The 23,091-nt window shown below is 43.3% G+C and carries 20 protein-coding genes; 7 read left to right on the top strand and 13 right to left on the bottom strand.

The window, feature by feature from the left end:
- Positions 1-175 precede the first annotated feature (175 nt).
- From QPK24_RS22130 to QPK24_RS22115, 4 genes are all read left to right on the top strand, one after another.
- Complete coding sequence (locus QPK24_RS22130) at positions 176-1,537, top strand: FAD-dependent oxidoreductase (protein WP_285744761.1); 1,362 nt, start codon at positions 176-178, stop codon at positions 1,535-1,537.
- Between the two features lie 174 nt (positions 1,538-1,711).
- The gene (locus QPK24_RS22125) at positions 1,712-2,545 is read left to right on the top strand and encodes a formate/nitrite transporter family protein (RefSeq protein WP_285744759.1); all 834 of its coding nucleotides are present in this window, start codon (positions 1,712-1,714) and stop codon (positions 2,543-2,545) included.
- Positions 2,546-3,035: 490 nt separating this feature from the next.
- A complete protein-coding gene (locus tag QPK24_RS22120) occupies positions 3,036-4,277 on the top strand; it encodes an MFS transporter (RefSeq protein WP_285744757.1) in 1,242 nt (413 codons plus the stop codon).
- Between the two features lie 227 nt (positions 4,278-4,504).
- Positions 4,505-4,999 carry a GNAT family N-acetyltransferase gene (locus QPK24_RS22115; protein WP_285744755.1) on the top strand — a complete coding sequence of 165 codons (495 nt, stop codon included), beginning with the start codon at positions 4,505-4,507 and terminating at the stop codon, positions 4,997-4,999.
- Positions 5,000-5,095: 96 nt separating this feature from the next.
- Here the strand turns inward: QPK24_RS22115 and QPK24_RS22110 are convergent, their stop codons facing one another.
- The 3 genes from QPK24_RS22110 to QPK24_RS22100 all read right to left on the bottom strand — a co-directional run bounded on the left by QPK24_RS22110 (position 5,096) and on the right by QPK24_RS22100 (position 6,401).
- Positions 5,096-5,332, bottom strand: coding sequence for a hypothetical protein (locus tag QPK24_RS22110; protein ID WP_285744753.1), 237 nt, complete (start codon positions 5,330-5,332; stop codon positions 5,096-5,098).
- Between the two features lie 182 nt (positions 5,333-5,514).
- A complete protein-coding gene (locus QPK24_RS22105; protein WP_160032677.1) occupies positions 5,515-6,063 on the bottom strand; it encodes a GNAT family N-acetyltransferase in 549 nt (182 codons plus the stop codon).
- An 83-nt stretch (positions 6,064-6,146) separates the two neighbouring features.
- Positions 6,147-6,401, bottom strand: coding sequence for a DUF2164 domain-containing protein (locus tag QPK24_RS22100; protein ID WP_160032678.1), 255 nt, complete (start codon positions 6,399-6,401; stop codon positions 6,147-6,149).
- Between the two features lie 337 nt (positions 6,402-6,738).
- Between QPK24_RS22100 and QPK24_RS22095 the strand changes: the two genes are divergently transcribed.
- A complete protein-coding gene (locus QPK24_RS22095) occupies positions 6,739-8,442 on the top strand; it encodes a glutamine--tRNA ligase/YqeY domain fusion protein (RefSeq protein WP_285744749.1) in 1,704 nt (567 codons plus the stop codon).
- 197 nt (positions 8,443-8,639) lie between these two features.
- Here the strand turns inward: QPK24_RS22095 and QPK24_RS22090 are convergent, their stop codons facing one another.
- From QPK24_RS22090 to QPK24_RS22075, 4 genes are all read right to left on the bottom strand, one after another.
- The gene (locus QPK24_RS22090) at positions 8,640-9,209 is read right to left on the bottom strand and encodes a hypothetical protein (RefSeq protein WP_285744747.1); all 570 of its coding nucleotides are present in this window, start codon (positions 9,207-9,209) and stop codon (positions 8,640-8,642) included.
- 2 nt (positions 9,210-9,211) lie between these two features.
- Positions 9,212-9,736: a hypothetical protein gene (locus tag QPK24_RS22085; RefSeq protein ID WP_285744745.1), complete on the bottom strand. Its 525-nt coding sequence runs from the start codon at positions 9,734-9,736 to the stop codon at positions 9,212-9,214.
- A 5-nt stretch (positions 9,737-9,741) separates the two neighbouring features.
- Positions 9,742-10,152 (bottom strand): DUF6941 family protein, encoded by a 411-nt coding sequence (locus QPK24_RS22080; RefSeq protein ID WP_285744743.1) that lies wholly within the window; start codon positions 10,150-10,152, stop codon positions 9,742-9,744.
- A gap of 865 nt (positions 10,153-11,017) precedes the next feature.
- On the bottom strand, positions 11,018-12,226 hold the full coding sequence (locus tag QPK24_RS22075; RefSeq protein WP_285744741.1) for an MFS transporter: 1,209 nt from the start codon (positions 12,224-12,226) through the stop codon (positions 11,018-11,020).
- Between the two features lie 219 nt (positions 12,227-12,445).
- Between QPK24_RS22075 and mobA the strand changes: the two genes are divergently transcribed.
- Complete coding sequence (mobA, locus tag QPK24_RS22070) at positions 12,446-13,078, top strand: molybdenum cofactor guanylyltransferase (RefSeq protein WP_285744739.1); 633 nt, start codon at positions 12,446-12,448, stop codon at positions 13,076-13,078.
- On the opposite strand, the gene QPK24_RS22065 is transcribed toward mobA, so the two are convergent.
- A complete protein-coding gene (locus QPK24_RS22065) occupies positions 13,062-14,513 on the bottom strand; it encodes an aminotransferase-like domain-containing protein (RefSeq protein WP_285744737.1) in 1,452 nt (483 codons plus the stop codon). The genes mobA and QPK24_RS22065 overlap by 17 nt on opposite strands.
- A gap of 164 nt (positions 14,514-14,677) precedes the next feature.
- Here QPK24_RS22065 and QPK24_RS22060 point away from each other — a divergent pair, with 164 nt between their 5' ends.
- Positions 14,678-15,292, top strand: coding sequence for a LysE/ArgO family amino acid transporter (locus tag QPK24_RS22060; protein ID WP_285744735.1), 615 nt, complete (start codon positions 14,678-14,680; stop codon positions 15,290-15,292).
- A gap of 170 nt (positions 15,293-15,462) precedes the next feature.
- Here QPK24_RS22060 and QPK24_RS22055 read toward each other — a convergent pair whose 3' ends face one another.
- From QPK24_RS22055 to QPK24_RS22035, 5 genes are all read right to left on the bottom strand, one after another.
- Entirely contained in the window at positions 15,463-16,290 is an 828-nt protein-coding gene (locus QPK24_RS22055; protein ID WP_285749507.1) for an aldo/keto reductase, read from the bottom strand.
- Between the two features lie 280 nt (positions 16,291-16,570).
- The gene (locus QPK24_RS22050) at positions 16,571-17,668 is read right to left on the bottom strand and encodes a stalk domain-containing protein (RefSeq protein WP_285744733.1); all 1,098 of its coding nucleotides are present in this window, start codon (positions 17,666-17,668) and stop codon (positions 16,571-16,573) included.
- Between the two features lie 107 nt (positions 17,669-17,775).
- Positions 17,776-18,711, bottom strand: a complete 936-nt coding sequence (locus tag QPK24_RS22045; protein WP_285749505.1) for a 1-phosphofructokinase family hexose kinase — start codon at positions 18,709-18,711, stop codon at positions 17,776-17,778.
- Between the two features lie 175 nt (positions 18,712-18,886).
- Positions 18,887-22,057: an efflux RND transporter permease subunit gene (locus QPK24_RS22040; protein WP_285744731.1), complete on the bottom strand. Its 3,171-nt coding sequence runs from the start codon at positions 22,055-22,057 to the stop codon at positions 18,887-18,889.
- A 62-nt stretch (positions 22,058-22,119) separates the two neighbouring features.
- Complete coding sequence (locus QPK24_RS22035; RefSeq protein WP_285744729.1) at positions 22,120-23,037, bottom strand: TetR/AcrR family transcriptional regulator; 918 nt, start codon at positions 23,035-23,037, stop codon at positions 22,120-22,122.
- Positions 23,038-23,091: the final 54 nt, after the last annotated feature.

Below are 23,091 nucleotides of genomic sequence, written 5' to 3'. Positions count from 1 at the left end.
ATCACAATTCAAACCAATGCCTGAGAATCTATAAAAAGAATGTGTCAGACAAAATCGAACACATAGGCGGAATCGAACACCTATCCATGAATTTTTTATAGCTTATTTAGTGAAAGTTTTCACAAATTAAATTTGAAGTGATTTTAGATCATTTAACCTTAGGAGGAACATTATTATGAAAATTGCTGTTGTTGGATGTACACACGCAGGTACGGCTGCTATTGTGAATACCGCTAAACTTTATCCCGATGCTCAGATTACGGTATACGAGCGTAATGATAATATTTCTTTTCTCTCTTGCGGTATTGCGCTGTATGTTGGCGGGGTAGTGAAAGACCCGGATGGGTTGTTTTACTCTTCTCCAGAGCAGCTGAAGGAACTTGGCGTCGAAACAAAAATGCTGCATGAAGTTACAGACATTGACACAGAGGGGCGCAAGCTGACAGCACGCAACTTAGAAACAGGCGAGGAAATCACGGATACGTACGATAAACTGATTATGACAACCGGTTCTTGGCCTATTATTCCAAACTTTGAGGGGATTGATCTAGAAAACGTACTTCTGTGCAAAAATTATAACCATTCCAACACGATTATCGAGAAATCAAAGGATGTACGTCACGTGACCGTCGTTGGTGCAGGATACATCGGTATTGAACTCGTCGAAGCATTCCAAATGAATGGGAAGGAAGTTACGTTAATCGATGCGGAAGATCGAATTCTAAATAAATATCTTGATGTTGAATTTACGGACCGTATCCAAAAATCGCTTACGGATAAAGGAATTGAGATTGTGCTTGGTGAGAAAGTAAGCCGATTTGAAGGGAAGGATGGCAAGGTCACTGCGGTCGTAACCGATAAAGGAGAATACCCTACGGATCTCGTTATTCTCTGTATTGGATTCCGTCCGAACACAGCATTACTCAAGGATAAAGTGGATATGATGCCAAATGGAGCGATCCTTGTAGATCGTTATATGCGCACAAGCAATCCTGATATCTTTGCAGCAGGGGACAGCGCAGCGATCTATTATAATCCAACTCGTCAGAATGCATATATTCCACTAGCAACGAATGCGGTTCGCATGGGGATGCTTGTAGCTCGAAATCTGGTAAACCCTACGATGCCATATATGGGTACTCAGGGGACATCAGGAATCAAAATTTATGAGCAGAATATTGCAGGAACGGGAGTAACAGAAGCTGCGGCAAAAGCGGCAGGTATGGCTGTCCAAGCTGTTACCATCGAAGATAGTTATCGTCCTGAGTTTATGCCTACTGCGGAGAAAGTCCTTATAAAAGTCATCTATGAGACAGAATCCCGCCGAATTGTGGGTGCTCAGATTATGAGTGAAGCTGATCTAACACAGTCAATCAATACAATCTCCGTATGCATTCAGAACGAAATGACGGTGGATCAGCTGGCGTTTATCGACTTTTTCTTCCAGCCTCACTACAATAAACCGTGGAATTTCCTTAACACTGCAGGGCAAGCAGCACTAGAGCCTGTATCAACAAAAGAGACAGTATCTGTATAAAAAGAACCTCCAGCCATCCGTACATCATTGTATGGATGGTTTTTTTATGCCGTATTATGAATAGAAATTAGGAAAATATTGAACTTGTGATTTTAATAACAAACTTGAGTTTGAGGAGGATTTACAATAAGCTTAAGGCACTTAATTTATAGGTGAAAGGAAGTTATCCCGATTATGGCAGCATTAAAACCGGCAGCAGTTGCTGAGTTAACGGCGGATACGGGCGAGCATAAAGCACATAATCCCGCTATAGTGGTTCTGATCTTAGGTTTTTTAGCAGGTGCGTATATTGCTTTAGGATATCTATTGTATATAAGAGTGGTTGCTGCGGCCCCTGAAGCATGGGGGAGTATGAGTGGACTAATTGGAGCTCTTGTTTTCCCCATCGGACTTACCCTAGTCTTGATTGCAGGTGGAGAGCTGCTTACAGGCAATATGATGGCATTATCGATTGCTCGGTTGGCACGCAAAATTACAACGCGAGAAGTATGTTGGAATTTAACATTGGTTACCTTTTCAAACTTTGTGGGTGCTGTTTTTGTAGCTTACTTGTTTGGTCATGTGCTGGGTTTGACCGGCCAAGGTGTATACCTTGATAAAGTAGTGGATTTGGCAGAACATAAAATGGGAGAGTCCTTTCTGCAAGCGTTTGTTTCTGGTATTGGCTGTAACTGGCTGGTCGCTTTAGCCGTTTGGCTTGCTTATGCTGCCGATTCAATGAGTGCTAAGATTGTTGGGATCTGGATTCCGACAACGGCTTTTGTCGCTTTAGGTTTTCAGCACGTGGTCGCTAATATGTTTCTTATTCCTGCAGCGATTTTCGAAGGGCATTTTACTTGGGGGCAGTATATCATGAACTTTATTCCGGTCTGGCTTGGGAATATGACAGGCGGAGCTATCTTTGTCGCTGCGGCATATTATGCTGTTTATCTTCACAAACCAGCTAGTGCATCAGTAACGACGGAGGAGACAGAGCCTCAAGTGGGTTCGACTCCAGCAGCAATGTAGTCTCTGTAGTCCCTTACGGAATAATGACTTACATTATGCAAAATAAACGCAGGAATTCAGTTTCATGTTATGAATTAATCAGGAATATAAAAAAATCCGTCATGGCCAGGTTCGGGGGAACGAAACCTGTTCATGACGGATTTTCGGGAGTGGTCCATGATATGGCATGTGGAGGAGGTCATTTGCCTGTCTCATAATGCCTTGATCTTCATTACCCGCCTTTATATAGGGTGAAACATTAGAAATTAAAAATTTTCACAAGACAATTTTAAGCATCTGTGAAGGATTCAAAATCCGTTCACAGGTGCTTTTTTTGCTTTTTTGCACATCAATCATACCAGCGTATGCAGAAACTTTGCTTTACGAAACCTTATGACAGAACTATCATAAAGGATAGGTTTGGAACAAACTAGAAATATGTAGAAAAGTGTAGAAAGATAATGATCTGTTTTCATATGCCAAATAGACTTCATAGGAGAACCTGACTGACATGAGATGGCTCGATACATACCCAAAGGAAATTAAAGTTTTTTTGATTGCTAGTCTGGTTAATTCAACAGGCAGTTCGCTCATGTGGCCGCTGACTACAATGTATGTATTCGATGAGCTCGGCCGCAACATGACACAAGCTGGTTTTGTGATTCTAATTCAATCGATTGGCGGTATTGCCGGTCAGCTTCTTGGAGGGGCATTGTATCACCGGGTTGGTGTGAAGAAATTGATTGTAGGAGCACTTCTATTTAATGCGCTGGGGCTCTTTACGCTGCCTGTCATTAGTCAAACTTGGTGGCTGTTCGTCACTATGATGGGGCTGATCGGACTATTTAACTCGATGTCGCTGCCGGCGATTCAAGCATTTGTCGGTTTTCGATTTGCTGAGCGGCGCGGAGAACTGTTTAATGTCATTTATGTGGCACAAAATATCGGGGTTGCACTAGGGACAGGACTCAGCGGTTTTCTAGCAGACATCTCGTATCATCTGAGCTTTATTGCGAACGGGATCACTTCAGCCGGGTTCGGTCTATACTTCTTTTCTTATCTTAGTAAGGTCGATCGTCAACAAGGCGAAGTATATGTGCCTAAGAAACAGACTTCTTCCCCATTAAAAAAAGAAAGCACCTGGCAGTTACTGCTTAACTTGCGGCTATATCTGTTTCTCAGTTTGGGTACGCTTTTCATTCTGCTCGGTAATTCCATCTGGAATACAGGGGTATCGCCGTATATCATCTCCGAAGGGATGGAGAAAAAAGCTTACAGCTTGCTATGGACATTAAATGGAATTCTTATTTTCGTTGCTCAACCTGTGACTTCCTTTTTCAAAAAAACGATTGCTTCTACGACCACTGCCCAAATGACACTCAGTGCTGTGCTTTATACTGCAGGATTTGCTGTCATTTCTCTATTTCAACATTATCCAGGGATGATTTTGGCCATGATCCTCATAACGCTTGGTGAGATGCTGATCTCTCCTGCTACCCCTGCTTTTATCTCCGATCATGCGGGAAAGGCTGCGCCTTTTTACTTGGGTGTCTCCGGTGGTATTGCTGCGATCGGAAGAGTCATCGGTCCTTATGCAATGGGCATCATGTTTGATGCCGGTGGACTAGCTCCCGTAGCCTTTTTTGCTACGATGACAGCAGGAATCAGCATTGTTATGTTTATCATCCATGCCCGTATGAATGCTGCCAGAGTGCGTGCTTATGAGCAGGGAGAGCAGCATACTTCTTTTTAGTTTCTTATTAATCCTTCGTGCAGAACCTATTAAGGTAGAGATATGGCTATAGGACAGGGGCGGAAAATGTCACCTGTTAACACGAAATGACTCGAATATTTTACTGTATTGTCGTGTGATGTATAGCATGTGGTAGAATAGGAAAAATACATTTCACCTGAATCAGAATCAACGTTATAAAATACGTTATGAATGGATTCACTTGCAAGCAGAAAGGTAGATCGCAGATGGTAGTAACCAGAGAAGCTCTGACGGTGCGCAGATCGAACCTTCAGGACGCAGCGCAGCTGATGGAACTGGATGCTCTAGTATGGAACGAGCATAATACACCTGCTCCCGTACTTTGGAAATCAAAAGAAGAATATTTACTGGCATCGCCGCCAGGAAATCAGTTCATTGCTCTGAAGGATAACAAACTTTGCGGATATATTGGCTTTAGGCCGCCAACCTCCTTGATCAGCAACAATCATGTATATGAGATTCATATTGCGGTACATCCCGCTTATCAGAGGCAGGGAATCGGGAGATCACTTATGGACTCGATGATCGAACATGCAAAACGTGAAGGAATCCGTAAACTTCGTCTGCGCGTTTTATCCAGCAACCCTGCTGCGCTTGTTTTCTATAAAAAGTATGGGTTCGTGGAAGAGGGAAGGCTCAGTTCAGAGTTCTACATCGCAGGAACATATGTTGACGACATATTAATGCGGTATATGCTATAACCGCTACCCAAAAGAGGCTAACCTAATTGCCTAGGTCAGCCTCTTTCTCATTTGTATGAAGTCTTGTGCTTGTTCAAAGAGACACTCAGGAACATCTTATTTGTTATTTTGCTTATTTGAATGATCTGAACGATCGGTTTCCTGCCGGGTTACAGCTATGTTTTGCTGCCGATTTGCAGTACTTCGGTTATCGATAATGGAGTGCTGTGATTTCTCTGTGTTTGAAGCGGGTTGACCGCTGCTGGCATAAGGACTGGTGCTGACAGCCATCCCAATGGTTAACATCATGGCAAACGAGCTTGACATGACCCAATTCGATACTTTGTCATTCATTAATAATACCTTCCCTTCATTCGCGGCTATTTAAAGATAACCAAATAGAATGAGTGAGGTATGAATGTAACCTTAAGACTAGATAAAATATAAAAAGCATTCTGCCTAACCGAGCGGGTTAGCAAAATGCCTGTATACATCAGAATTCATCTTTATTATGTAGGAAACGTTAGCGATGCTGATTAACGAAGTAACTTCCATTCACTTTGGAGCATGCCGTATACAGCATGGTTTACATAGCCGAGCGGTAATTTCTCTGCTTGACGGATAATCCCTTCCAGAACAAATCCGAGTCTTTCGGGAACCCCGCGGCTGCGATGGTTGCTCGTAGCACAGCGAATCTCCACACGGTTTAGATCCAGATCAATCAAGGCATAATCAACCAGAGCGCGGCAAGCTGAGCTCATAATCCCTTGTCCCTCATGAACTTTACCAAGCCAATAACCAATACCTACGGTACGATTATGCCAGTCGATCTCATGAAACCCGATGACACCGGCAAGTTCACCTTTTACCCAGATTCCTGCAGTAAAGCCGCCGTTATCCGCCGCTTGGCGAATCGCATTTTTGATAAACTGAACGGTGTGAGTTTCTTCGGTTACATTATCCACCCAGGGAAGCCATTCCCGTAGTCGCTCACGAGACTTATCAGTCAAACTATACAAAGCTCCCGTATGCTCCATAGACAGGGGCTTCAGTTCAATATCATCATCTAACTTGTACGCAAACATGATCAAACCTTCCTTCTAATTAAGATCATAGAATCAAAGTAAAAGAACATATATGAGAGTAAGACCAACTTAAAAAGCAAAAATTAACGAGATAATTTGATGCTTTTCTCTAGAGCGTAAACATCCTCTTCTAAGGAAATCATTCGCTGATTCAATAATACTCGGCAGTCGCTTAGAGCTTGATTGTATACATAGGGTGAGAGCTGTGTCATGAAAAAATCGAGAACTCCATCTGCCGCCAAATCACCGATGGTTTCTCCGCGTTCTGTTTCGAAATAAGCTTGTATTAATCGTATCATTTGATCCTTCTGTTCTTTGGGAAGCTTCATCGCTTTCATAACTAATACTCCTTTAACACCTCATTTCCTTCATGCTACCTTATATTAAGCTTGTCGTCAAAAGGCAAGAGATGCTGTTATTATCCTATTTTAAGAGATGGAAGTTCACCCATTTATGAAGAATCCGCTTGCTTCAGGTTATCTGTACCTAATAACTTGGGAATGCTGACCATATAGGGTATGCTGCTCTGCTATGGTCCTCTCTATAAAGGATATGATTGCAGCTTACCTTTCCTCGTGATCCTATATTATTGCTGAATAACGCCTGAAAAGGTATATTTAATAGAAGGTATTTTTTGAACTACAGAACTTATTACGTAAAGAAAGGTTGATCATCATGGAGAAGCCGTTAACACCCTCCAATTTCATAAAAAATGTGATCTCTGAGGATCTTCGTACAGGAAAAGTAAAAGAAGTGGTGACCCGGTTTCCTCCGGAACCCAATGGTTACCTTCATATTGGACATGCCAAAGCGATTTGGATTAACTTTGCCCTCGCTGAGGAATTCGGCGGGACGACAAATCTGCGTTTTGACGATACGAACCCAGCTAAAGAAGATACGGAGTACGTTAACTCCATCCGTGAGGATGTAAAATGGCTTGGATATGAGTGGAAAGAGAATCCATTCGCATCTGACTATTTTGAAGAAATGTACAACCGCGCCGTAATCCTTATCAAAAAGGGACTTGCTTATGTGGATGATTCCAGCCCAGATCAAATCCGTGAAATGCGCGGAACCTTGAAAGAACCGGGTACAAACAGCCCTTATCGGGATCGCAGTGTGGAAGAGAACCTTGATCTGTTCACTCGTATGCGTAACGGAGAGTTTAAAGACGGAGAGCGTGTGCTTCGTGCCAAAATCAACATGGCTTCGCCGAATATCAATCTTCGCGATCCTATTATTTACCGTATTGCTCACATCCCGCATCATAACACAGGGGATAAGTGGTGCATTTATCCGATGTATACCTTTGCTCATCCGATAGAAGATGCAATTGAGGGAGTGACTCACTCTCTATGCTCTTTGGAATTTGAGGACCAACGTCCATTTTATGACTGGGTGATTGAGCATTGTGAACTCGAAGCGAAGCCGCATCAATATGAGTTTGGCCGTCTCAATCTCGCTCAAACCGTAACAAGCAAACGGAAGCTGAAGCTTCTCGTTGATGAGAAACATGTAGACGGATGGGATGATCCGCGGATGCCGACCATTTCTGGTCTGCGCCGCCGTGGTTATACACCTGAAGCGCTGCGCGAGTTTGTCTATGAGACCGGAATTTCGAAGAGCCAAGGACTAGTTGATCTCGGAATGCTGGAGCATTTTATCAGAGAAGACTTGAAACTGAAGGCACCGCGTACGATGGCTGTACTTGATCCGATCAAAGTGGTAATTACCAACTACCCAGAGGGTCAAGTCGAAATGCTTGAAGCAGAGAATAACCAAGAGAATGAAGAGATGGGTAAACGTGAGATTCCTTTCTCCCGTGAGATTTATATTGAGCGTGAAGATTTCATGGAGGATCCGCCAAGTAAATACTTCCGCTTGTTCCCAGGGAACGAAGTTCGCCTGAAACATGCTTATTTTATTAAGTGCAACGATGTGATTAAAGATGAAGAAGGCAACATTGTGGAGATCCACTGTACCTATGATCCTGAAACGAAGAGCGGCTCTGGATTTACCGGCCGTAAAGTAAAAGGAACGATTCACTGGGTAGAAGCGACTCAAGCAATTCCTGCGGAATTCCGTTTGTTTGAACCACTTATTAACAAAGAAGAACCGGAAAGCGATAATGAGATTGAGGAAGAGAAGGAAGCAGGGGAACCTGTGGAAAAATCATTCCTTGATGAACTGAACCCAAATTCGCTTACGATTGTTCAAGGTTTTGTGGAGCCAAACATGAAAGATGCGAAACCGCAAGATAAATTCCAGTTCTTCCGTCATGGATACTTTAATGTGGATCCTAAATATTCAGAGCCAGGTAAACCGGTATTTAACCGGGTAGTATCTCTGAAGAGTTCCTTCCGCCTTCCAAAAGCATAAGAACATAAATAAGCCCCTTTCTGTTTCTGACAGAGAAGGGGCTTTAATGTCTCTTATGTACTTTATGACTAATCCACCCCAGACGGGTTTGTAAGGAATCAGAACTAGACTGAATGATGTTCATAATAATATACCCTCGCTTAAAACTCTACTAAAAATAAGGAGCCTGTTACTGATAAGTAACAGGCTCCTTATTTTTAGATCCTAGGCGCAGTAAGTTCTTTCCACCTAGCTGATAACTCTGGCATAACTACCTTAGTAGTATCATCAGTTCCAACCCTCATCATCTTAACCCCGAAACGCTGTGACATAGCTTCAGTATAAGGAGAAAGGAGTCGAGGTATTTTTTGTCCCTTGTTTAGTTTCCAATTACTTAAGGTAGCAAGCGGAACAGTATAAACATTACTAAAGTCTATTATCATATAGTCTAGATTTGGACTATTTTCTGTCTCAATCTGCTTGTTTAAAAGATGCATATAACCAATTCTATCATTAAGCAAATTTCCTAGATGCCCTTCTTTCGGCACTGAGCTCAGATTTGCTATTGGGCATAACATGACTCCCATAAATGGTTGTCCTTGTTGAATATCGCATGACTGCGACATAACAATTACATCTTTATATTCCAACTTAAAATCAACTTGAGCAGGATCAGCTAATTGAGTGTAATCAATTTTAGGATCAGGAAAAAAAACGGGACATTCATATAGAATGTCACCTTGTTGTAATGTGCTATCAGGTGCTACAAACTCAAACCAATTACTCATACTTATACCTCATCCTTAAAGTCTAAAGTGTGCGTAACACGACCTGAACTTCTAATTACTGCTTGAAGTGGAAAGGAATTTGCAGGTTGATCTGACCATTGGATAGTAAATTTTTCATCAAAAAATTCATCTTCTTCAGGGAATTGTAGAATATGTTTAACATACCCTGATTTCTCTAAATTCACTGCAACAGTTTTAGGGCGTTCTGATCTCATATTCTGAATCGCCTCCGATCCCTCACTAATCTTATCATTAGTGTAGACTGCAGTCTGTGTATTATACGTGTTAGTTGAGGCATTTACCACACGTATTTGGATTTTATTTCCTCCAGCACCCAGATTATTATGAGAAATTATGGGCGTTGATGTACCTACTAACAAAACCAAGCCTAGTCCAATTTTGCTGATTCTAGGGAAGGTTTCATTTTTTTCAATAGATGGTTTTATACGTTTGTCGGCTGATAGTACTCCATTGAAAGCATCATATTTTTCAATCATACCCATTTTGTTTTTCTCAATTGAAGGCATAGAGATCACCCCCTATTCTTGTATACAGTAAAGAATTCTTCTCCAACTTTTTCATTATCTGCAAAAACTTCAATATCATAATTGCCCTCATTATATATGGGTAGGTTTTTAATCCCAGCCACGATAATACCACCTGCTGGAATATCATTTTCCTCATCATGATCACTAATTTCCCAAGACATCGAGTTGAGATAATTACCTGTAGTATCTTTCAAACGAACTTCAACGTTGTATTTCTCTCCTCGAGAGAAATGAGATAAAGATACTACTATGTTAAAACTTAGTTGTGTAGGTATAAAAGGAACATTGAAGTTAAGGATTGGTTGAATAAGGATCATCTTCGATTCTTCTTGATTAGGGACAAAGTTTGCTTCTTCAACAACAATGATTGCTCTGACTATTGGTTTTGTTTTCACTTTTTTTTCCTCTCAGTCTATACTTTGCCTTAACTAACTATTAACATCATATAAACTTTTAGATTTACTTTCAAGCATAAACTTTTATAACATACCAAAAATGAAAAATATTATCAACATTAAAAATTAGGGGTGTACTATGTATACTTCGAAAGTAACACTGTAATTCATAAGACTAAAAAGCCCAATTATGGTAGTTTTTAATTAGTTGATTCATTTAAGCGTTTTTTTTAGGTTAAGCAATCAACTTCAATAGATCTTTGATGGAGCTGGCACTCTTATCTTCCTCACGTATATATAAGGTTACAATTAATTAGCTGAGGTTAAGCTTAGAGAAAGATTTTATATTTCCCCATATGTCACATATATTTGTGTATTGCTAGTGGAGAAATAATTTAGCGAATATATTAAAACTAAGATTATGCCATAGAGATTTATCTGCAGGTAATCAACCCTTTTAAAATGCAATTCTCAGTCATTCACAATGAGATAACAGTCTTGCAGTATATACTCTGAACTAGTCCCCCTTCTAGTCCCCCTTGTAGTATCTAAAAAAACAGCGACATATCATTTACACTGTCCATTACAAATTATATTGATTTATAAAGTAGTTGATGTAAGATTCGTTGGAAAGTCTGAATAAAGATCAGGCTGTACTTATGGCAGAACGCAGGGTTAATACTAAGCTTACTCTTTTTGAGGAGTGCGGGCATGGGGTTCATTTGGAAGTCCAGAGGGTTTTTATAAGGCAGTGAGTTCTTTTCTAGAAGAACTATCTTGGGAATAAGGTTTTGATTTCATAAAAGGGCAGGAATGGGTTGAATTATTTCATCCCAATCCTGCCCTTTATGATTTGGATAACAACTTAATTTATATTAGATTTGACATTGTAGCTTGATGGAAGCGGAGGCTGGTATCCGTATCTGCGTACAATATAGTACATCACACCAAAACCGATTGTTCCCACAGCAGCCATGAATACGCCGACCTGGTACATAACGGACGCTCCAAAGTTCTGGAACATAAAACCGCCGAATATGCCGGCAACTACACCTGAAATCCCACTCCAGGAGAGCGTGTAGAGCGCTTGCCCAGAGGACCGGTATGGTTTGGGAATGAAAAGCATGGTCAGCTGAGTCCCTACATAAAAATATCCGCCAAATGTAACCGCATGTAGCAGCTGGATAAAGGCAATCTGCAACGGGGTGGTTGCCAGTGCCATCAGTTCCCAACGCAGCGCGAAGAGCAGACTGACGATCGTGAGACAAGCGAGCATGACGGTCATTTTCCGTTTCAGAAAACGGTCAAATAATAGAAACACAGCAATCTCCAGAATAGAGGACATAAATACTGCGAGACCTACCATTTGTTTGCTTCCGCCAAGTTCGGTAATGTAGAGGGAAATAAACGAACTATTCATGGCATTTGGAATGGACACAAGAATTCCAAGGATCACGAATGTCATGAAATAGGGATTCATGATAACCTGAGAGAATCCGCGCATCGTAACAATCGGTGCATCAGATGATCGCTTAAGACGCGGCAGAAGAAGCGCAAATCCAAAGGCTGTGATGAGCAGAACACTAAAGACCAGGGACATTTGGGAATCTCCGAGCCTGTCCATGATTGGCCCTGCTATAATGGCAGTGAACGCCCAGCCCATAGAACCCCATATCCGAAAGGAACCAAATTTATAGTCTGTTCCATCAATATAGGTCAGAATCATACTGTTCGTCTGTGCAAATAAAGGACTTTGAAAGAAATAGTAGAAGATCATTGCCGTAAAAATAAGACTGTAACTCTGCGCTAGGAATACAGCTTGTACAAACAACAGAGTACCCGCCACCATAATAAGTACGGTCTTACGGATGTTCTGTGTACGATCACTCATATACCCCCAGAAAGGGTTAGCAAACAGAGAAACAAAAGGACCAATGGCCATCAGGCTGCCGATCTCGATTTTCGTCAGACCAATGTCTTGAAGATAAATTTGAAAGAAGCTGGTAAAGACTGCAATAGCCCCATAGACAAAGAAATTGTACAGCTTCAGCTGCGAAAAAGAGGACGTACGCAAAGGTAAGCCATTCCTTTCGGTGGAATCATATATTTTGGCATAAATTCATGTTTTGTTTACACTTTAGCACGTAATTGTAAGGGGATACAATTTATTTTTATTCTAAGATGTTAATGATGTGGATAATACGTGAACAGCAGGCGGCCCTTGTAGGTTATATAGTATCTTTAAGAAGGAACATTGTCCTTCTATTTTATTAAGAACGGAGAGATGAGGCAGATGAAGATTGCAGGCATTGTACTGGCTGGCGGAGCCTCCCGGCGTATGGGAACAGATAAGGCTGCACTCGAGCTTGGAAACAGCAGGGTTCTAGACATCATAGCAGGGGAGCTGTCCAGCATGACAGCCCAAGTCTATATTGCAACAGGATCTGTAAGCAGAGAACACATGGATTCTGAGTATATAGAGGTAAAAGATATCTATCCGGGGAGCGGCCCGCTAGCAGGGATGCAAGCAGGAATGCTTCGGGGAGAAGCCGATCTGTATGTGGTTGTTTCCTGTGATATTCCTTTGATTCGTGCAGAATTATTATCTGCAATGGTGAAGGTATTGGAACTCAGTCTTGATTCTGGGATTCAGGCACTTGTACCGCAGATAAGAGGACAGATACATCCCCTGGCAGCAGTTTACCATTGCAGTATTATAGATGTACTTGAAGCCCAGCTTAGGGAAGACAATCGTAGAGTAAGGGATGCACTCTCTAGGCTTTCCGTTCGTTATGTAACCGAATCTGAGCTGGAACTGGTCACGGGCATTCCTGCTGCGCAGATCGAAGAAATGTTTATCAATATGAATGAGAAAGAAGACTATGAGCGGGTGAAACAAATCTATGAGTCTAGGGATGTAGAATGAGACGTGCCAGCGTCATGATTCCACGTTCCAATTCTGTTTCCGATGCATAAGCAAATGATAATCGGATATGATCCTGATCAAACCGGTCATAGATAGACCCTGGGTTCAGCAGAACTCCTTCGGCAAGGGCTCTCCTGAACAAGGTTTCTGGCCGAGTCCCATTTAGTAACTTCAACCAAATATAAAACCCGCCTTGCGGCACATTCCACTCCGCTGCACCTGCCAGATTTCGGGATAGTAGATCCAGAACCAGATTTCTTTTACGGATTAATGCTGCTCGAACCTCAGCCAAGTGAACATCGTGATATCCTTCTGTGAACCAAAGTGCTGCCGCTTCCTGTGCAAGACTGCTCGCACCATAATCGGTTTGCATCTTAATATCTGCAAGACGCTGTATGACGGTTTCTGGTCCCGCAACCCAGCCAATACGAAGACCTGGACTCACACTTTTGGACAGAGTGCCCATATGTAATACATAACTTCCTGGATCACGAGCTTTCAGAGATAGAGGAGGTTTCTCGTCAAACCACAGATCTGCGTAGGCATGATCTTCGAGAATAGCCAGTCCGGTTGCCTCAGCAGTTTGAATGAGTTCCATTCTTCTCTTATCACTCATCACTGCTCCGCTCGGATTCTGAAACGTAGGTATCGTGTAAAGCAAGGATGGGCGGTTTTGGCGTATATAACGCTCCAGCTCTGCGGTAAGGAGACCCTCCTTGTCCACAGGCATGCCGATCATTCGAACTCCTGCAGTTTGAAAGGCATGGATTGAATAGAGATAGGATGGCTTTTCAACAAGTACAGACGATCTTCTCGGTAAGAGTCCCATAGCTATTAGCTGCATCGCTTGTAGTGAGCCTGAAACGATAAGAATAGATTCTGGTGAAGCCTGTATTTGCTGGTCTGCCAAATAACTCGAGATAGCAAGTCTAAGTTTGTAAGACCCTAGAGGTTCCAAATAGCCAAGACTCGGTGCACGCTGAGCTAACTTATCATAGATCTTCTGAAAATAGGATTGAGGGAGCAAATCGGGTGAGAGTTCACCTGTACCGAGACGAATGATATCAGAGCGGTATTCCGATTGATTAATGATCTGAACTTCTGGGAGATTCGGGTAATGATGCCCGCTTTCCACATAATCTTCCCAGTTAAGCAGGGGAGTGGACATACTATTCCATCCCGCACGAGATATTTTGGTTCCTCCGCCGTAGTTTGTATCGATGAGTCCTTCAGAATGAAGCCCGTCTAGTGCTGCAATGATGGTACTTCGATTGACTTTAAAAGCGGCTGCTAGTGCACGCTGAGAAGGAAGACGCATTCCAGGGGTCCATTCTCCCTGCATTATTTTCATCTTAATGTATTCCTTAATCTGGTGATAGAGGGGTTCAGGCAGCAATGGATCTGGAGTGAAACGAATCTCTAGAGCAGGTTTCATAGGATATGGAACACCCTCCCATAATATTGATATGGACTGTAATATACCATTTGGTTGGGTTGTTATACAACCAAATGGCTGGGTACAGGTTGTTCTATATGAGATAGGATAGAGCAAGAAAGAAGATCATTACATTCGAATAATAGAAAGGATAGGACGCGAAAATGCCAGGAGCGATTATACATGCACTCATTTTGGCAATAGGACTTATTTTACCGCTCGGGGCACAAAATGTATTTATATTTAATCAGGGAGCAACGCACAAACACTGGACAGGGTCTTTGCCAGCAGTCATTATGGCCGCTCTATGTGATACGGTTCTTATTGTACTTGCTGTTGGAGGGCTGTCTCTCTTTCTATCGGACAAGAGTGTGGTAACCCAAGGGATATATGCGGCAGGATGTGTTTTCCTTCTATATATGGCCTGGACCCTTTGGCAAACGGGGGATGGGGTAAAAGGAAAGCAGCAACCACTGACAAGTCGTCAGCAGATTCTTTTTGCACTATCTGTGTCGGTGCTTAATCCGCATGCCATTCTGGATATTGTAGGAGTCATCGGAACGAACTCTTTGCAGTATGAGAGTAAAGAGCTTATCGCTTTTACCTTAGTCACTATTCTTGTGTCATGGGTGTGGTTTGTTCTGCTTGCTGCGGCGGGAAGAAGCATGGGGAGATGGGACCAGACGGGGAATGGGTCCAAGTGGCATGGCAAAGGTTCTTCACTTATGATGGCTGGGCTGGCAGTTTATATGATGTATTCCTTTGTACAAAGTTTGTAGTAAGTAGTATAAAAAGAAGCTTTCCTCAGAGCAAACATAACATTTGCATGAGGAAAGCTTTTTTATGATTGGACACATCGAAGTACATTTTCTATGTTCAATTCCCTGTTTCATTGTAATCCTAAAAATGGAATCTAAACTATAAATGCAGTTACTTAGATGCTGTCTATTTAGAAGTTAAAGTTATCTGGGTCTGGGCCTGTACGTTCATCCTTGTTCAGGCTGTTGATGGTATTCATGTCTTCTGCAGTCAATTCGAAGTCAAAGATCGCCACATTTTCTTCGATACGGCTTGGTGTCACAGATTTAGGAATAGTGATCGCATCATTCTGCAAATGCCAGCGAAGGATAACTTGAGCTGCTGTTTTGTTATATTTTTTTGCAATCTCCTGAATCAGAGCATTGTCTAATAGTTTGCCATTACCAAGGGGTGACCAGCCTTCGAAATGAATTCCTTTGGACTTGCAGAATTCACGGAGTGGTTCTTGTGTAAGATACGGGTGGAATTCGGACTGATTGACCGCAGGAACCGTTTTGGCTTCGGCCAGCAGATCTTCCAGATGATGAATATTGAAATTACATACCCCGATTGCCCGAACTTTACCCTCGCTGTATAGGTGTTCGAGTGCTTTCCATGTATCTTTATATTTATCTTTTACCGGCCAGTGGATCAAATATAGATCGAGATATTCAAGACCGAGCTTTTCTAAACTGGTTTCAAAAGCACGAATGGTAGCATCATATCCATGATCTGCGTTCCATACTTTGGTTGTAATGAAAAGTTCCTCGCGAGGTACACCGGAATCTTTAATTGCTTTTCCGACACTTTCTTCATTCTTGTAGGCAGCAGCTGTATCAATTGCACGATATCCGTGCTGAATTGCATGTTTAACGGCAGCGTAAGTTTCTTCTCCGTCTTTCGCTTTCCATACCCCAAGACCGAGCTGAGGCATTTTCACACCGTTGTTAAGGGTTACTGTATCTTGTAAGTGAGTAATGGTCATAGATAATCCCTCCGTTAATAGATTCTTACTATTATTACACCTATATGGATTAAGCAACGCAGTGTTTTTCGCTCTTTACTTTCATGCGCATACATATAGTTTCTTGTTTATTCTAGACTTCAGGTTATGTGAAAGCAAGCGGGTCCACACTATATACGCAAAAAAAAGGCCCCCCTAAGGGACCTTTTTTTGTGTTGGCAAGTATAGGGATTTGAATTTTGAAGGCTGCTAGTTTGAAAAACTACAGATAAATCAAGGTTTTTCCTCTAATGCCTCAGCGTTTTGTAAAGGCAGAATAGGGAATAACAAACTTCGGCATCCCTTCCGCAAAGGAAGTGTATTCGTATTGCGTGAAGTAGATAACAACCCCGTCATGGCTTAGGAAAAAATCACGATCTGGTTCAATTGTCTTAAACGGTGCGATTAGAGTTAGTTTGCGATCCGCAATTTGTTTCTTTATTTGCTGATTGATGATCGTAACATAATCCGACCCGCCGCCTACGGCCTCTTTCAATGTAAGCAGGTCGCCTGTCGAGAGGTCAAAGGTATACGCTTCGCGAGCGGTATCACTGTGTGCCCCTCCTAAGTAGACGGAGTAATCAGCGTAGAGACTTAGCAGTCCCTTTTCGTTATGTGTGACGGTAAATCGTCCATCGAAGCTCGGACGCCGGATTGAAGCCTTTGGATCTTTAGCCAACTGAGCGTTGTTTTCTTTAACGACAGGGTCCATTTGTTTTGATCCAGCTGAAACGAACCGGTCGGCTTCTTTTTTCAGAAACTTGTTGATCTTTTGCTGTACCTCGGCATCTTTATACCCAGACAGAACAGGATAGAACACAAGCAGAGATTTGTCTTCACCGTCTGCTCCGATCGATTCTGCAGTAATGGAAAGTGCATTTTCTGATATGGCTTTCAGGCCGATGGTCTTTGATTTATTTTCGTACGTTACCTCATAACCGAAGCTCTCTGACAAGAAACGAAGAGGAAGATACGTCGTACCGCTTTGCACAATAACCTCAGGACCTAAAACGGGCTGCCCGTTCAAAACGTAAGAACTATTTTGAAGACCCATTTCCATCGTTCGTTCTCTTCCCGTTACTTGAACGTGCTGGGTAGAAGGGACATATTTCGTTTTTAATCCCAGCGCGGTGTTTAGATCCCGAAGTGCAATGTACGTTGATCCACTTTTGTTGATCGTGCCAATGCGGGAACTTTCCCCTTTAATCTTAAAGGGCTGCGAGATAACCGGGTATTTTTTAACAGCTGCTGAAGCGTTGTCTATGGATATATTGGCTGCGATGGGAAACGACATAATGGCGGCAAGTGATATAGTCAGCGCCCGAGAACGCCACGTCTTCTTTCGATTAATCAATGAAATCACTACCCTTTCGTGTATTGACATCGTTACGTTTTTATAAACGAGACCAAAGCAAGAAAAGTTATGGATAAACTAAAGATTAACAAAATTGAGACTTTTGTTTATTCCTGTTGAACAGATATTTGCTGCTCCAGTTTGGTTACATCTTCTATTGACAGGACACCGGCCATTGGGTGAAGCGCTGCTGAGGTACCGCATGCGGCACCTTGCCTTAAAATTGCCTGAATATTAGTGGGGTGCTTCAGAGCAGCTGCAACCATGCCTGCTACCATCGCATCTCCGCTGCCGAGCGGGCTTACGATAGAGACGGCAGGAACCTCTACGCGGTATAAAGTATCTGCTGACGCAGCTACAGCACCATCTGCGCCGAGAGAGATTACGGCAAGCTTTGCACCGGCTTTTACTAGCTGTGTAGCAGCCATCTTAGCCGTATCCGGGGTGAGCGCGGTAACCCCGGCATAGCGGGCCGCCTCTTCTGCGTTGGGCTTCACTAGGTCCGGCCCGCCTTGCAGCCCTTGTGCGAGCGCCTCGCCGCTTGCATCAAGCGCGGTGCGCGCACCTTGCGCCTTCGCCAGAGCAATCAGCTCGGCGTACAGCCCAGCAGGGCAGCCTTGCGGCAGGCTGCCCGAGAACACGACCCAGGCGGAGCTTCGCGCCAGGGTCATTACTTTGCGGCGCAGCGCCGCAAGCTCATCGCGGGTGACCGGCGGCCCCGCCTCGATGAGCTCGGTCTGGGTGCTGGGCGATGAACCCAGCACCGTAATGGCCAGCCGCGTTTCTCCGTGCGCGGCTTCTACAAAATCGGCTGCGATGCCTTCGCTGCGCAGCCCATCCAGTACTTGCCGGCCCGTATGTCCGGCAACAATGCCCGTAGCGCCTACAGGTGCTCCTAGTAGGCGCAGTACCCGGGCAGCGTTAATGCCTTTGCCGCCTGGGACCGTAATCGCATGTTCAGGGCGGTGCACCTGATCCAGCTTAAAATCTGGCAGGGTGTACACTTTGTCTAATGCAGCATTTAAGGTAACGGTGGTAATCATCAGTGCAGGCAACTCCTTAATGGATATGAATTCTTTCATCATACAGGATGGCTTGAAGATTCCGCTATGCTTCTTCTTAAACATAAAAAAGAGCACTGAATACCCGAGGTATTCAGTGCTCTTTCATTTTATAAATAGATCAAATTAACAACACTCACTATGGAAGGTTATCCATCTAATCTTCAATCCGTTTTTTCTTAAATCTCATTAAGAATTCGTACACAATCGGTACAATAACGAGTGTAAGCAGCGTAGAACTGATGAGTCCGCCAATTACCGTAACGCCAAGACCTTTGGAAATAATACCGGCACTGTTCTCCCATCCAAAGACAAGCGGGAGAAGAGCTCCAATGGTAGCCAAAGCTGTCATGAGAATTGGACGAAGACGAGTTGAACCTGCTTCAAGCAAGGCGTCTCTTGTAGACATGCCTTCGTTTTCTTTATGAATAACCCGGTCGATAAGGACAATTGCATTCGTAACAACGATACCGATCAACATCAGCGCACCCATCAAAGAGGATACGTTTAGTGTTTCCCCTGTAACAAGCAAACCGAGTAAGGCTCCAATCACCGTAAACGGCAAGGAGAACAGAATGGCAAATGGAGCAAGTCCGCCGCCAAATGTTACGACAAGTACGAAGTACACGATTGCGATCGCAGCCAGCATAGCAAGACCGAGCTGAGTAAAGGTCTCGTTAATTTGTTCGGTTACCCCGCCAAATTCAACATGAACCCCTTCAGGTAAATCCATAGTATCAACCGCTTTTTCAATGGAAGATGAAGCAGAACCGACATCGGAAGCGAGGATGCTCGCCGTTACTTGCACGACCATATCACCGTCAATACGCATGATGGAGTCAGGAGTGGTTCCTTTTTCCACGGTTGCTACTTCTCCAATAGGAACCTCAATACCAAGCGGCGAAGTGACCGTTTCTTTTTCAATCGCTTCAATGCTTCCATATTCTTTACTGTCTGTTTTAATGTAGACTTTATAAGACTTACCGTCTACTTCGACTTCGGTTAGTACCGGACGTTCTCTTTCTGGACTAAGAGTCATCACGAGCTGCCCAGCTGTAAGTCCAAGAGAGCTGAGTTTTTCTTGATCAGCTACGAGGGTATATTGTTCATATCCTTCTGCTAGAGAAGATTCCGCATCTTCGAAGTTTACCGTATCGTCTTGTACCACTTTTAAAATATCATCAGCAACAGGTTTGATTTGATCAAGACTGTCACCGAAGACGCTGACCGTCAGCGTGCTGCCGCCCATAGCGCCAGCAGCCATATCGAGTGTTGACCATTCACCTTCAGGCACACGTTCTTGGAGTCCAGTCAGCAGCTTCTCGCTTTCTTCATTAACTTTGACACCATCTTTAAAGATGATATAGAACAGACCCGAGTTGGAAGAACCCATACTCATCGGATTACCGCCGCCAACAGAGTACTGCATACTTTCAACACCGCTTGCATCAAGAATGAACTTCTCAACGCTTTGCGTTCGTTTTTCTACCGTTTCTTGTGTTGCCCCTGGTTCAGGGCTGTAAGTTACCAGAGTATAATTGGTTCCTTGCTCTGGCAAGAAGCTGGTGCCGATAAAGCGAGTAAGGAACAAGCTGCCCACGAGCAGAACGATTGCTGCCCCTACTGTGATGAGCTTATGATTCAGTGACCAATTCAATATTCGAGTATAACCGCCTGCCAGTCGGCTTGGTTTATGCTCATGGTTCTTTTTGTTTTTCAGCCCGCCTCTAAAGAGGGAGTGAGCCATAGCAGGTACGATTGTGATCGCTACAACAAGGGAAGCGAGAAGTGCAAAGACCATTGTAAGTGCGAACGGCATAAAGAGTTCACCGACCATACCGCTAACTAGTGCCAGCGGAAGGAATACCGCAATGGTCACAATGGTGGAGGACATAATCGGTACAAACATTTCGCGCGTAGCAGCACCGATCAATTCTCTGCCTTTCAGTTTCTCTCCTGGGAGAGAGAGACGCCGATAAATATTTTCAATAACAACAATAGAGTCATCGACTACCCGGCCAATCGCAACCGTCATTGCTCCGAGTGTCATTACGTTAAGCGTAATATCCATTAGATAGAGTACGGTTAAGGCAATCAATAGAGAAAGAGGTATCGAAATCACGGAAATAATCGTCGATCTCCAGTCTCTTAGGAAGAGTAGAATGATAAGTACGGCAAAGATGGCGCCAAATAAGGCTTTGGATAACATCGTATGGACGGAGTCTTCAATAGGTTGACCCTGATCAAGAAGAATATCGAGATTAATATGATCGTATAGTTCTTCGAGTTCAGCGGAAGCCTCTTTTACTCCGTTTACAACGTCAACGGTGTTGGCATCATTTGCTTTTACGATAGAGAATCCGATCGATTCTGCACCGTTTGTGCGAGAGATAGACTCCGCTTTACCGATGACTTCAATAGTAGCAATATCAGAAAGCTTAACGGTAGGTATGCCTGTCATTTGTGCTGCAGCTCCCGCATTCGGCAAGGCCTGAGCGCCTTCTTGCCCCGCTCCATCGCCTGCTCCTGCACCGCTATTCGCATCGGCATTGCCTGCAGCACTGCCTTGACCTGAATTAGAAGGAACAACAGGAATCTTCAGATTCTTCAAATCTTCTACGTCAATCACGTTACCATCTACAACAACCGCATTCTCTGTGTTTTCCATGGTGAATAGACCCAGAGGAACACGTAAAGAAGAGGCTTGAACGATTTGTTGTACCGTATCTTCGGTTAATCCGAGATCATTCATTTTGTTTTGGTCGAAGGTAAGAGTGACTTCTCTCGTATATTGACCGGATACCTGAACAGATGCTACGCCATCTACATCTTCAAAGGCAGGTGCGATCTCATTCTCGGCAAGGCGAGTCAAATCTTCGAGCGACTCCCCATCTTTACCAGATAGACTTACGGAAGCTACCGGGAAAGAGTTTATACTGAACTTGGAGATGGTAGGCTTCTGAGCATCATCGGGAAGTGGAACATCGTTTAGCACTTCGCGTACTGCAGCCGTCGCATTGTCCAAATTTGTGCCATAATCAAATTCAATCATGACGGAAGAAACATTCTCCATCGATGTAGATGTAATACTCTTAATCCCATCTACATTACGAAGCGTTTCTTCGAGGGGCTTGGTTACATCCTCAACGACACCTTCCGGGGCTGCCCCTGGATAGATGGCAGTGATGTTTAGGAATGGAATGTTGATATTTGGAATCGTTTCTTGCTTCATGGTCAAACCGCTGTACAGTCCGCCAAAGGTCAAGATAATGGTCAGAATCCAGATCGCCAGCTTGTTTCTCAGTGAGAAATTAATTATCCCTTTCATCCGTAGGTTTCTTCTCCTCTCTCATTCACAAAAAATATTCATCTATTTATAATAGCGCTTATTTATTTGCGCCAAGATAAATACGTGTCAAGCAAATGCTCTAATTGTATGACTTGTTCTTCCAACCCAGGCACTGTACTTAAATTACTAAGCATACCCGTGAGGATTACGCGGCGAGGCTTCATTTCAGTAAGTTCATGTTCCAGTACAAGAATGGACTCCTGTGCTTCGGAGCGAACGAGCTCAGACAACTCTACATTTTTTTCAATATGTTGACGCATTTCCTTCAGTAATAGCAAAGGGTGTTTTTTAGCAGGGCTTTGTGGGATTCCCTCTTCAATCCAGGGGAGCAATAGTTCATGCGGAATAAACGGCTCTCCGCCATGACGCAGTTTCGCTTCCGCCAGATCATCAAGCGTTTCCACGAGATATTCCGCCATTCGCTTAATGGATATAGGCAGTATTTTTGAGAACATAATTTTTATGTAAGAACCCATCAAACTTTGTACTTGAAGCGCCATATCAAGAGTATAAGGATGAATCTGCGGTCCATACACATCGATCATTTTCTGATTGAATTTTTTTAAGACGAGTTTGAACATATCTTCAGGGCAATTCTTCTGCGTTAGGCCGCTGTTACCTTGACTGATGGCATCTTGAAATTGAGCAAGAAAAAATTCTTTGAGTTCCAAAAAATTTTCAAGCAAAATTTCGATCTGCCTGCAGAATATTTCTTTCGGTGATAAGTGCTGTTCACTCTCCACAAGCACTATTTTGTCATAAATAGACTGAATACAGTAGTGAATCACACTCTGCTGCAGTTCTTCTTTCGATTTGAAGTGAAGATACAGACTTCCTTTAGAGATCCCGCAGATTTCTGCGATTTCTTGCATGGAGGTTGCCGCAGTTCCTTTGGTAGAAAATAATCCTAGAGCCGTGACTACAATATGTTTCTTTTTATCCGTGGTTGAGTTCATCATCCAAGATCACCCCTCTCTAGAACTCCACGGTTCTCATTTTGACTAAGAAGTCAT

The sequence above is a fragment of the Paenibacillus polygoni genome, from assembly GCF_030263935.1.
In the GTDB taxonomy this organism is placed as follows: domain Bacteria; phylum Bacillota; class Bacilli; order Paenibacillales; family Paenibacillaceae; genus Paenibacillus; species Paenibacillus polygoni.
This window is presented reverse-complemented; position numbering and strand designations above follow the sequence as displayed.

What these genes read in the sequence shown, in the direction of transcription:
- QPK24_RS22130 (WP_285744761.1), top strand. Translation starts at nt 176, where the DNA reads ATGAAAATTGCTGTTGTTGGATGTACACACGCAGGTACGGCTGCTATT.
- QPK24_RS22125 (WP_285744759.1), top strand. Translation starts at nt 1,712, where the DNA reads ATGGCAGCATTAAAACCGGCAGCAGTTGCTGAGTTAACGGCGGATACG.
- QPK24_RS22120 (WP_285744757.1), top strand. Translation starts at nt 3,036, where the DNA reads ATGAGATGGCTCGATACATACCCAAAGGAAATTAAAGTTTTTTTGATT.
- QPK24_RS22115 (WP_285744755.1), top strand. Translation starts at nt 4,505, where the DNA reads ATGGTAGTAACCAGAGAAGCTCTGACGGTGCGCAGATCGAACCTTCAG.
- QPK24_RS22110 (WP_285744753.1), bottom strand. Translation starts at nt 5,332, where the DNA reads ATGAATGACAAAGTATCGAATTGGGTCATGTCAAGCTCGTTTGCCATG.
- QPK24_RS22105 (WP_160032677.1), bottom strand. Translation starts at nt 6,063, where the DNA reads ATGTTTGCGTACAAGTTAGATGATGATATTGAACTGAAGCCCCTGTCT.
- QPK24_RS22100 (WP_160032678.1), bottom strand. Translation starts at nt 6,401, where the DNA reads ATGAAAGCGATGAAGCTTCCCAAAGAACAGAAGGATCAAATGATACGA.
- QPK24_RS22095 (WP_285744749.1), top strand. Translation starts at nt 6,739, where the DNA reads ATGGAGAAGCCGTTAACACCCTCCAATTTCATAAAAAATGTGATCTCT.
- QPK24_RS22090 (WP_285744747.1), bottom strand. Translation starts at nt 9,209, where the DNA reads ATGAGTAATTGGTTTGAGTTTGTAGCACCTGATAGCACATTACAACAA.
- QPK24_RS22085 (WP_285744745.1), bottom strand. Translation starts at nt 9,736, where the DNA reads ATGCCTTCAATTGAGAAAAACAAAATGGGTATGATTGAAAAATATGAT.
- mobA (WP_285744739.1), top strand. Translation starts at nt 12,446, where the DNA reads ATGAAGATTGCAGGCATTGTACTGGCTGGCGGAGCCTCCCGGCGTATG.
- QPK24_RS22065 (WP_285744737.1), bottom strand. Translation starts at nt 14,513, where the DNA reads ATGAAACCTGCTCTAGAGATTCGTTTCACTCCAGATCCATTGCTGCCT.
- QPK24_RS22060 (WP_285744735.1), top strand. Translation starts at nt 14,678, where the DNA reads ATGCCAGGAGCGATTATACATGCACTCATTTTGGCAATAGGACTTATT.
- QPK24_RS22045 (WP_285749505.1), bottom strand. Translation starts at nt 18,711, where the DNA reads ATGATTACCACCGTTACCTTAAATGCTGCATTAGACAAAGTGTACACC.
- QPK24_RS22040 (WP_285744731.1), bottom strand. Translation starts at nt 22,057, where the DNA reads ATGAAAGGGATAATTAATTTCTCACTGAGAAACAAGCTGGCGATCTGG.
- QPK24_RS22035 (WP_285744729.1), bottom strand. Translation starts at nt 23,037, where the DNA reads ATGATGAACTCAACCACGGATAAAAAGAAACATATTGTAGTCACGGCT.